Source organism: Methanolobus psychrotolerans (assembly GCF_002243045.1).
In the GTDB taxonomy this organism is placed as follows: domain Archaea; phylum Halobacteriota; class Methanosarcinia; order Methanosarcinales; family Methanosarcinaceae; genus Methanolobus; species Methanolobus psychrotolerans.
Window position 1 is genome coordinate 21,709 of record NZ_MBKP01000041.1, and the last position, 11,685, is coordinate 33,393.

The following is an 11,685-nucleotide window of genomic DNA, read 5'->3' on the forward strand; positions in this document are numbered from 1 at the left end:
ATTATTTGTTGTTATTTCCAAGTGACAGGGCTTTGTGAGGGCACATATCAACACAGGTTCCGCACTGGATGCATTTTGCTTCATCCACAAGCAAACTGAAATCAGCGTCCAGGGAGAATACCTTAGTAGGGCATACTGAAATACAGGCACCACATTCTACACACTCGTTCTCGTCCCATTTTATGGGAGTATCCAGTTTCGAGACCCTGGCACCTTTATTTGTTAGTGATTTACACATCAGGTCAAATTTATCATCGGCCACATCAGCAACGACCTCACCACGTGAGCGGTCAAAATGAGCCTGGGATATATTTAGCAGGACGCCGGTTTCAAGTATTGATTCTGCTATAATTGGCTTTATGAGTATATCACTTGAAATATTGATCTTTATTTTCAAAATTATGACCTCCTGGCAAATAGTTTGCTGATATCATCACTTGTGATCATACCTATGACATGCCTTTCCTTATTGATCACAGGCATTGCAGAAACGGAATTCTGGTCCAGCCTTCTCGCAACAACAGCCACTCTTTCATCTGCAGTGGCTGTTATGACCTTACGGGTCATGATACCTTCCACAAGATCAAATTTATTCTGTGAGACTGCCTTTGAAATATCCCAGGCAGTTACAATCCCAACAAGTGTATTATCATCATTGACAACAGGAAGATGGTTAAAAGCGGTGTCCATTATAGTCTTTGCAGCATCATAAACACTGGCATTCTTGGCAATTGTTACAACACTGACTGCCATGATATCGGAAACAAGGGCAATACCTTCTGTCTGCTTCATCGGTTTGGCAGATATATCCTTTGGAAGCCTTTCAGCAGGTAGTGACACAAAGAACTCACCTCTAAATATCCATTCCTTAAGCTCGGATGCTATAATTCTTGATTTTTTGAAGCTTGAAAGGGAAGATGTCGGGACATCGCGTCCATCGATATCAACATAACCACTGCGCAGTTCCTCATATGTCACATCACGTAATGAAGGCCTGTCCCGGCTGGGGATTCCATAATCCAGGATCTTTGTAGTAACCCCGGCATCCGTCACAGCAGTGGCCTGTGCCATCTGCTCGTTGAGTATGGGGATCGGAACACCCATTCCAACATAAAGGGAAGTGCCATAACCTGTGAAGTTTGCCGCTCTTATATAATCAGGATTCATTTTCTTAAGGTCTCCCTGAACCATAAGAGTTCCAAATCCACCTCCAGAAGAATGTTGAGTCCCCTGGCCTGTTATGTAGCCCTGGGCACCACCCAGAAATATTCTTGTTCCGGTACCAATTGTCATGTAATCAGGATCGTTGGAAAGCGGTGAAAGGACACCGGCACCTGAATAGGTCACATTGCCAAACGAAGGGAGTAAAGAACCCATGTAAGTATGTATGGTGCTCTTGGTGCTGTTAGTTGCAGCATTGTATTTCTGGTATGCATTACGAGGATTCATCATTATGACCTGATTCATATCCTCAAGTGTCAGGTTAGTATCGAGCACTTTTCGCGGATAACAGTCAGTTCCGTGAGATACCGCATGCAGGTGAATGGATTTTCCCCGGATTAGATCTTCTATTACATGGGCACCGCCGTAATCCATACCAAGAGACTCGGATAACTGTGTAGCCCCGATGAAAGCATCAACAGCAGCAACACCTGTGTAAGCTTCAACATCATTCAAAAACACTTTTTGCATCTTGATCGGAGGTTCCGAATGACCAAAGTTTAACCAGACACCTGATGAGCACATCGCACCGAAAGTCCCGGTAGTTACTACATCAACTTCCTTTGCAGCATCTTCGGCACCAAGTTCACCTACGATGTGAACCATTTCTTCGGCAGTAACTACGTTGACACTCCCATCCCTAATCCTACCGTTGATTTCATGAATTGTTTTTTTGACCATTCGACATACCTCTGGAACACAAAAGTAATTTTTTAGCAACTATATATTACTTATGGTTATTTCGTATTGAAAGAACATACGCAGGAATAATGGACAGAGGTTATATTTGCAATTCTTAATTAAAGTTGTCATTCAAAATTTTCAAGCCCATCAGCCATTCTGACAGTGAACCAGAAAGTACTACCCTTACCAGTCTCATTATCAATAACATGCAGTTCTTCTCCGTGACACTTAATTGCCATTTTAGATATTGCAAGTCCAAGGCCTTTTCCCTCAATTTTGGAAGAAACTGCCCTTCTGAACCTGCCAAATATTTGCCGCTTGTCTTCATCAGATATGCCCGGACCAGAATCTGATACGCTGACCTTCCATTTGCCGCCTGCCTCAGTTATGTTCACAATTACCTCAGCGCCACTTGGAGAGTATTTCAAGGCATTGGAGATCAGGTTGAAAAAGACCTCCTCTACAATTGGATTGACATAGGCAGGACATGACTCGGGAGCATTTAGTATAATGTCATTATTCAGAACTTTATCGCCAAGTCTTACGATCGAATTATAAAAAACAAACCGAAGATCAAGTGTCTCAAGTTCCAGGTCTGCTGAACTGTTCAGTCTTGTAAAAACCGAAGCTGCATCAATTGTTTTTCTTAGTTTATCAGTACTGTTCCTTATATGGACAATAATGCTCTTTTTCTCTTCATTATCCTCAATACCAGAAAGATATTCTGCAAACCCTTCTATCAACGCGACTGAGCTTATAAGATCATGACTTGTAACATCAGCAAACATGTCTTTGATCTCATTGGAGTACTGAAGTCTATCGGCATGTTCCCGGATTGCTTTTTCCAGTATCCTTCGTTCATTTATGTCGCGACCTATAGAAAGAAGATGCTTTTTACCATTGTATTCGATCAACTGGGCATTAAACTCCATGGGAATACAATCGCCCTTCTTTGTAAGAATATCAATTTCCACAGTAATTATTTCTCTATCCTTTATCTCGTTCAGAAGTTCAGGCACTTTAAAACGAATATCTTGAGCAGTTATATCTGCAATTGACATTCCGACTAATTCGCTTTTCGGATAAAACAGACGTTTTTCCATTGTCCTGTTAACTTCTATAATAGTACCATCAATCTCTGAAAGGCATATCAGGTCACTGGCATTATCAAATATCGCACTCAATTTATTTTCAGATTCTTTTAGCATCTGGTGGGCCTTCTTTCTTTCAGTTATATCACGCCCTATCAACACCATGTAAATATTGCCGTCATTCTTTACAAATGAAAAACTTATATCCACCGGGAAAGAAGTACCGTTTTTTCGCATGAATTCGGCTTCTGCCAATAAGAAGCCTTCAGCAGCCACTTTCCGGATCGCACCGAACATATCAAGGCCTTTCATAAAACAATCAGGTTCTAAGATACTCTGATCCATTATTTCAGATTCAGAATAACCAAGGTCCTGAATTATCTTCTCACTCGCATAGATGAACTTCTTAGATACCATATCCAAGACCAAGATATAATCATTGGACTGGGTCATCAGGGTCCGATACAGTTCTAATGAATTAAATGTCTCACGCAACCCGATAGTTTCTGCCAGTATGGCCGAAACGGATTGAAGGAAATTAATTTCGTGCTCTGTAAACTTTCTTTTTTTGTTTGTCTGCACGCATAATGTTCCAAAAGCCCTTTCTTTGCACCCGATAATGACGCTGATCCCACTTACAATTCCGTGCTCATGTAAAAAATTAGGGACTTTAAAACGATTTTCATTGCCAAGATCTGTGATTATAAGTGGTCTGCCGGAAAATATAGTATAGCCTGCCTGAGATCCTTCATTTTTGTCTACAACAACCGAACCGATGCACATGTCGCTTATTCCGTATCCGTACCTGAGAAGAAAACGTTCATCTGGGAGCTGTTCCATGATCGTGCAATACTGCATATCAAGGGTATTGGCTACAAGCTTCACTGTGTAGTTCATAATGGCATGTACATCATTGCAGGAAATAGCTTTTTTACACAGTTTTGAAAGGGATCTTTCCTGATGGTTCACACTTTCCAGTTCCTTTTCATATTTTTTCCTGTCATCAATATCGAGAATAGCACCGTGAAAATGGGTTATTTTAGTGTATTCATCATGAACAGCATATGACCTTTCAAGAACCCAGCGAGATTCCCCTTTTGAGGTTAAGAGCATATATTCTTTCGAGAAATGATCCCCGGTGCACAAATCAACTGCATTTCTGACACTTTCCAGATGTTCAGGGTGTATAATATCTGCATATGAAAATTTTCCGGATATGAAGTCTTCAGGATTATAACCGAACTGAACTACATTTTCTGATACATATTCTACAGACCACATATCATCCTTTTTCCGCAGAAATGACACAAATGGAAGATGAGAAGTGTCAAGTTCAACATCAGCAAACAAACATTTATTTGAACAAATTGTTTTTATAGTTTCATCTTTCAATAGAAATAACGTGCCATTATAGTAACCTCCATCCTCTGTATATGGAATGAACTCACATGATAAATATTTCAGACAGCCATCATGCGCTACTATTTTCACAGAACCTTGTTCATTGGGATTACCTGTCTGCTTCATTAAAAGCAGGTAATCGAACAACCCGGAATATTCCTGCAACATGGTTGAAGTCAGATTTTGTAGGTACTTACCGATAACCTCCTCAGCCATAGTTCCTGTAAGGGCCTGAAATACTTTGTTATAACAGAGAACTTTATCACTTTTATCCAGACACATGACTCCTATTTCCAGCCTGGAAAATATATCTGGATCAGCAAACTGTAACATTTCTGGCATAATACTGGATTTGACATTCATTCCCCCTGAATGAGCAGACATTATTACTCCCAATGACCTATTCTAAAAATCCAAATATTGATTATATGTAGAACATATATACATTTCGGTAACAAATTAATACGAAAATATAAAAGAAGAATAAATAAAGAAAAATGTGAAGAAAACTATTCAATGTTAATTGAACGAGCCACGCCCAGCTCTTTAATATCCATAACAACCTCAAGGACACCGTTGTGATATGTTGCTTTTGCAGTATCGGGATCAACACTTGAAGGAAGCTCGATGCTTTCAGAGTAAGACATATCATCAGCCTGTGCCTTCAGCTTAAGCAATGTTTCAGTAACATCCAGATCAATATGATCTTTTTTCACATCTGGAAGCTCTACCATTACGTGAATCTTATCGTCTATTTCAAATACATCCATCAAAGGTTTTCTTTCGTTAACCCTGAAATGCTGTTTTCCAGACTCGAAATCATCCTCATCCTCATCGTCCGGGAAAATATTTCCAAATTCCCTGATCTCAGGTTCCTCTCCGGGATGTCTGGTTACGGAAAAGCCATAGAAAAATGGTTGCTTCTCAAAATCATCGAGGTTAAGGCCAAATCGTTCCATCATATGTTCTATAATATCATCGATATCATTAAAGTTACCTTCATCAAAGATATCATCAAAAAAACCTCGCTTTTTCTTTTTATCAGCCATTGGTAAACACCGCTTTGGTAGGTAGATGGAATTTGCACTATTTATCTTTTGGCAACTATTTCATCCTTTTGGAACATGTTAAAATTAATATCCGGATACTTAATACATCCAATCAACACATATATTAAAAATTAATCAGATGGTATTAATAATTGGCAGTTATTGGCAGGGAGCAAAATGCAATCGTTTATTCTTAAAAATTTCATGGGAAAAGATGTTTCCGTTTATTGTGGAGGAATACTTACATTCCGCGGAAAGGTAAAAGCATGTAATGACGGGGTTTTGACACTTGAGATTACAAACCAGCGTTATTCACACATATCCCTCAGCAAGATAATAAGCATCCAGCCGGGTGAACAGACAGGTGTGAACTGATTACTGGTTTTTATTTGATTACTGGTTTTTATTTTTTTTCCATTTTCTTGCCTGATCTATTCAGGAGCATGCTCATTCATTGAAACGTCATAAGAACGAAGACGCAGAGAGAGCGCAAATACAAGATATATAATAAGTGCAGACACTATGAATGCCCCTCTTCCCATGAGTTCATATATAAAACCGCCACCAATAAGTCCCAGAATGCTGGCAATGCTCACAAAACTGCCTGAAACTCCCTGGACAAGTCCCTGATTATCTTTTCCTGCAAGTTTTGATAACATGGACTGAATAGATGGCCACATGAAACCATTGCCAATTGCGAAAAGTACCGCTGCAGCATATGTTAGAAGCGTATTACCAAATGCCAGCAGTACAAAGTTGCTTCCAAGTATAAGGCTTCCTGATATTATCAAAAAAGTGTCAGAGTACCTTTTGGAAACGTATGATAGTACCGGGCCTTCAACTATCACAAGCAGGATGCTCAGGAAAGAGAAATAGAAACCAAGCTCGGCAATGCTCCATTGCAGATCATTTGCTGCGTGCACGGGAAAAGCCGTATAGAAGGTATTAAAACCAAGGAAGATGAGGAAATAGATAAGGAACAAGTAAGGTATGTGCTTCAAACCCATTACATCCCTGAACTTCTGTTTTTGCATGGTCGTGGTATTAGCACATCCTCCTGGCTTATCAGCCAACATTGGTAATTCCTCTGGGGGCTTGTGCTTTGAAACACACCTGAGCGATTCCGGGACATAGAGAGCTATCAGGATGGTACCGGTAAGGGATATGAGAATGGCTGCAAGCACTGGCAGAGCTTCTCCATATATTGTCACACTGAGAATTCCGGCAATTGCAGGCCCTACTATAAAACCAAGGTTTGTGGAAACAGACATTTTTCCGAAGTTCTTACTCCTGTCCTTGTCCTCAGTAATATCGGCAATATATGCATTTGAAACGGAAACGTTACCTCCGGTAAGTCCGTCAAATCCTCTTGCAATGAAAAGAAGAATTAGTGGTACAGTAATTACAAAACTACCCAGGATGCCGGAACTTACATCTGCCAGCACAACTACCGGTACAAAGAGAGCAATGAAGAAAATTATCCATGAGAGAAGCGTACCTGCCTGGCTGAGAAAAAGCACCTTTTTCCTCCCGTAGATGTCGGACCATCGCCCCAATAACGGTGAGCCTATCAACTGGAAGAAAGGATACATTGAGGAAATAATGCCATATATCAGCGCGTTGCCCCCGAACCGTTCAACAAGAAAAATGAGGAAAGGGAGGACTAAACTGATCCCCATGGTGCCTATAAAGTTCACCAGAAGAAGAGGGTAGATAGGTACTTTTTTTTCTCCTTTGTCGGTCATTTTCCCTATATTTTTAGGGTACGGCTATTATATGATGTTTTTGTGACTTTGCAGAATACGCAAAGGATAGTTATCTGGAGATCAGCTTTCATTCTCCCAGACTGATAATTCTTTTGTTCCTTTAGATTCTGTTCGAATATATGGCTCTGGTTGTAATAGGTTTTCTGTGACTGTTCCCACGACTAAAGTACGTGGGCTTCTACGAATTTGATACCGACAGATTGCAATCCCAATCTGAGAATGTTGATAGCCACATTGTGGTCACGGTCTAAGACCAGACCACAGCTATTACATTTGTGTGTTCTATCTGATAATGTTTTTCCAACCAACAGACCACACCTTGAGCACATCTTAGAAGTATTCGCAGGGTTAACAAATGCAACTAAAGAACCAGCACTTTCAGCCTTGTACTTTGTTGCGGCGATTAACATGTTCCATGAGGCATCTGATATACTCTTTGCAAGACAATGATTTTTAAGCATGTTTTTGATGCTCAGGTCCTCAAAGGCAATGAAGGAATATTCATCTACCAATTGTCTGCTTAATTGATGAATGAGATCATAACGCTTGTTTGTGATTCTTTCATGCACTCTTTGTACTACCCTTATAGCTTTTTTACGTTCAGAAGAACCTTTTGCGGCTTTGGATAACTTTCGTTGAGCCTTTGCGAGTTCTTTTTCTTCCAGACGGAAAAAGCGAGGATTTGGTATTGCTGTACCATCGGACAATGTAGCGAAATTCGATAACCCGACGTCAATGCCTACAACGTGTTCTATAGTTTGTTCTGGGATTTCTATATCTTCACATTCTGTTATTATGGAAACGTACCACTTTTTGCATGCGGAGCGTCTGACAATGATCCTTTTAATGTCACCTTCGACTTTTCGATGTACTTTTACACGGACATTTCCGATTTTAGAAAGGTATAACAGGTTTCCATCGAGTTTAAATCCCATTTGAGGATAAGTGAAGCTGTCGTACCAACCGTTGCCTTTGAATCGAGGGTATCCGGGCTTTTCTCTGTTCCTTACACGTCTGAAAAAGTGCTTAAAGGCAAGGTCTACTCTTTCCTGTACTTCCTGAAGGGTTTGAGAGAACACTTCTTTATACTCAGGATTCTCTTTTTTCCATTCAGGAAGTAGTTTATTGAGAGTATATTTCGATAATGTTTCTCCCCTTTCTTCATAAGCAGTTTTTCGTTCCGCTAAAGTACGATTGTACACTTGTCTGCATATCTCTAAGCTCCGCACCATCTGCTTTTGTTGTGATTTATTCAGATAGATACGGAACTTGTATGTCTTACGCATTATACTTTCTTATGCTTTAATTGCTTAAGAAATTTGTGATAACATTAGATTAATTAAAGAGTTGGGTACGATTCATCCCACAGCTAAAGCAGTGGGCCTTCTCTACCCCTACACCCCGTTAATCGTAAAAACCAAAAAATTAATCTGATAAGGACATTTACCTGTATCTATGAAAGAATTATACCTTACTGACTGTTACCTGAAAGAGTTCGATGCAACTGTTGAAAGTGTCAAGGAAGATAAATTCGTAGTACTTGACAGAACAGCATTCTATCCAAATTCCGGTGGCCAGCCCAATGATACAGGAATGCTCGTCAGAGAAGACGGAGCTGAATTCCCTGTGACCGGTGTAGCAAAATTCGATGGCGATATCAGCCATGAAGTCACAGTGCCGGGACTGAAAACCGGTGATAAGGTAAAGGGCATTATTAACTGGGACAGGAGGTATCTGTTCATGCAATATCACACAGCATGCCATATACTGAGTGCCATAATACACAACGAGACCGGAGCAAAGATATCAGGCAACCAGCTTGGCGAGGATAAGACCCGTGTGGATTTCAATCTTGAGGACTTTGACCGGGAGCAGATCAGATCCTATGAGGATAAAGTCAATGAGATAATAGACCGTAAGATGCCCGTGAGAATTGATATTATGCCGCGGGAGGAAGCGTTCAGGATACCTTCTGTAGTGAAACTCAAGGACGCGTTCCCTCCCGAGATCGAGGATATCAGAGTCATAATCATCCCCGAAGTCGACACACAGGCATGCGGTGGCACTCACATGGCAAATACCGGGGATATACCCCATATAGAAATAATCAAAGCCGAAAATAAGGGAAAGAACAACAGGAGAATATACTTCCAATTCAGAAGTAACTAACATTAGTTCCCTATTTGTGAATATCAGGGTTAAACAGAGGAATGGACACGTGTACGACTGTACCAGCGCCTTCCTCACTTTCAATCTTAATTGTCCCAGAATGCAGTTCTACTATATTCTTTGAAAGATAGAGACCAAGTCCGTTACCTCCGTATATGCGGGTAGCTGAACCATCCACCTGATAGAACCTGTCAAATATCCGGTCCATGCAATTTTGAGGAATGCCTATTCCCTTGTCAATGACGGTGATGTGTATATTCTCGTCATCTTCCTGGGCAGATACAGATACTTCAGAACCTCTTGGTGAGAATTTTATTGCGTTGTCCAGTATATATACGAAGAGGTATTTCAGAAATTCGCAGTTACCGTATACAAGGTTCATATCAAAGGTATATTCTTCATTCACATGAATGTCCTTTTCCTCTATCCTCATGGAAAGACTGGTAATAGCATTGTCAAGAACATCTTTCAGGTGAATGGGCGAGAAAACATGGTATTTTTCAAAATAAAGGGAATTCATGTTAAGCAGAGATTCTATCAATCGCTCCAGGCGTTCAGAATTAGAAACAACGACTTTCATGCACTGCTTTTGTTTCTCATTCAATTCACCAAGAAGCCCTTCATAAATTACCTCACTATATCCTTTTATGGAAATGAGGGGTGTTTTAAGTTCGTGAGTTATATTGGCTACGAATTCATCTTTCATCCTGTCAAGAGATTTTAGTTCTTCATAGGCTTTCCGGGTTTCATCAAGAAGGCGGATATTTTCCACTGTTATTCCAACCTGGTGACCTACATTACCAAGTATTTCCAGGTCATTGTCTGAGATAATAGCTCCAGGCTCAGGGAATAGTAATATTATGCCAACAAGATCTTCCCTGGAGATTACAGGAACAAAAACAAATCTCTCAACATTTTCTTTTAAGATCAGCTTTTTCAAACTGCCTGAAATATCATTTACTTTTTCTGCAACCCATGTATGTTTCGTATGGGGTACTATCCGGAATAAAGGATCATCCGGGAGGATACATTGAACTTCATCTTTTAATGCATCATCTTTGAATCCGTTTGAAGAACAAAGTCTGAAACTCTGGTCTGGAGAATTAAACTGGTAAATTAAACCGTGATCACATCCTACATAAGAAATGATCTCTTTAAGGATATCCTCCAGAAAATCTCTGAGTTCAAGTGAACTGGCGGCTATCATAGCTGTGGATTGCAGAATGAGAAGATTGCGGTTCTTTCTCTGAAGGTCTTCCTGAGCAAGAGATATGTCAGTAATATCTTGGGTTGTTCCCTGAAAGAGCATTTTTTTGCCTTTGTTATCCCATGTTACTTCACCAAGGGAATGCAGGATGCATATTGAGCCACTTTTCTTTATAACCCTGGTTTTCACATTGAATCTATAACCCGGAATGGAAAGAGCTTTGTTAACACAGGAATTGAATAAAACCTGGTCATCTGGATGGATGAGGTTTAAATAAGTATCTCTGTTTATAGCTATTTCGTAAGGGGAAAAACCCATTATGCGGTACATTTCCTCAGACCAGAAATGCTTTTTTGTCCGCAGGTCTATTTCCCAGCTTCCTGTGTGCGATATTTCCTGTGCCCTTGCAAGTCTTTCCTTGTGCTTCAGAACGGACTCTTCCACGTTTTTTCTTTCTATAGTGTCTACAAAAATATCGCCAACGATTCTCATTAGTTTAATATAGTTTGGAGGCCAGGATTTATTCCGGGTGAAAGAATCAAAACCCAGAACACCAATTAACCGGGAATTAGATATCAGAGGAAGTGAAAGTGTGGACCTGATGCCTGCTTTTTGCAAAGCTTCCTTTTCCATGCTTGCTGAAGGTGGTAGTTTTGATACATCAGATACGTGGACGATCTCCGGATTCTCAAGTTTTTCCATCCACCAGGGAAAATTCCTGCCAGGAAGATTATCAGTATGGCTATTTTCAACGTGCTCTGCATGCCATTCGTAGACGGTATCATTTTCGGACCGGTATAATGGGAAAAGTATAAGGTAACTGCGATCAACATCTGCAAACTCAGCTATTTTTTTAAGGGAAAGGTATATGCCATTGTCAATATGCTCTGATTTCTTTCCAATGAAATGTGAAGATATCTCTGCTACAATATTTTCAAATTTCAACTGTGAGAGCAGTTCACTTTCAGCAGACTGACATTTGTTAGCCATTTTTGAAATTGTCATGCCAAATAAAAGGAAGCCAAGGAAGACAAAGGACCTTCCATAAACATCGTGGAAAAGTTCTTTTTGTGCTATAGAAAAAGGCAGGAATTTTG

The 11,685-nt window shown here is 40.2% G+C and carries 9 protein-coding genes; 2 read left to right on the top strand and 7 right to left on the bottom strand.

What is annotated here, in order from left to right:
* Position 1: 1 nt before the first annotated feature.
* The 4 genes from BB781_RS12350 to hsp20 form a co-directional block, all read right to left on the bottom strand.
* Entirely contained in the window at positions 2 to 397 is a 396-nt protein-coding gene (locus BB781_RS12350) for a 4Fe-4S binding protein (protein WP_094228789.1), read from the bottom strand.
* Between the two features lie 2 nt (positions 398 to 399).
* A complete protein-coding gene (locus BB781_RS12355) occupies positions 400 to 1,902 on the bottom strand; it encodes a homocysteine biosynthesis protein (RefSeq protein WP_094228790.1) in 1,503 nt (500 codons plus the stop codon).
* 128 nt (positions 1,903 to 2,030) lie between these two features.
* On the bottom strand, positions 2,031 to 4,781 hold the full coding sequence (locus BB781_RS12360; RefSeq protein WP_094228791.1) for a PAS domain S-box protein: 2,751 nt from the start codon (positions 4,779 to 4,781) through the stop codon (positions 2,031 to 2,033).
* A gap of 125 nt (positions 4,782 to 4,906) precedes the next feature.
* Positions 4,907 to 5,446: an archaeal heat shock protein Hsp20 gene (gene hsp20 / locus BB781_RS12365; protein WP_094228792.1), complete on the bottom strand. Its 540-nt coding sequence runs from the start codon at positions 5,444 to 5,446 to the stop codon at positions 4,907 to 4,909.
* Between the two features lie 177 nt (positions 5,447 to 5,623).
* On the opposite strand from hsp20, the gene BB781_RS12370 reads away from it, so the two are divergent.
* A complete protein-coding gene (locus BB781_RS12370) occupies positions 5,624 to 5,821 on the top strand; it encodes an MM0924 family protein (protein WP_094228793.1) in 198 nt (65 codons plus the stop codon).
* A gap of 56 nt (positions 5,822 to 5,877) precedes the next feature.
* Here the strand turns inward: BB781_RS12370 and BB781_RS12375 are convergent, their stop codons facing one another.
* On the bottom strand, positions 5,878 to 7,191 hold the full coding sequence (locus BB781_RS12375; RefSeq protein ID WP_094228794.1) for an MFS transporter: 1,314 nt from the start codon (positions 7,189 to 7,191) through the stop codon (positions 5,878 to 5,880).
* A 182-nt stretch (positions 7,192 to 7,373) separates the two neighbouring features.
* A complete protein-coding gene (locus BB781_RS12380) occupies positions 7,374 to 8,498 on the bottom strand; it encodes an RNA-guided endonuclease InsQ/TnpB family protein (protein WP_094228795.1) in 1,125 nt (374 codons plus the stop codon).
* A 169-nt stretch (positions 8,499 to 8,667) separates the two neighbouring features.
* On the opposite strand from BB781_RS12380, the gene alaXM reads away from it, so the two are divergent.
* On the top strand, positions 8,668 to 9,381 hold the full coding sequence (gene alaXM, locus BB781_RS12385) for an alanyl-tRNA editing protein AlaXM (RefSeq protein ID WP_094228796.1): 714 nt from the start codon (positions 8,668 to 8,670) through the stop codon (positions 9,379 to 9,381).
* 10 nt (positions 9,382 to 9,391) lie between these two features.
* On the opposite strand, the gene BB781_RS12390 is transcribed toward alaXM, so the two are convergent.
* A partial coding sequence (locus BB781_RS12390) for an ATP-binding protein (protein WP_094228797.1) occupies positions 9,392 to 11,685 on the bottom strand: 2,294 nt, incomplete at its 5' end.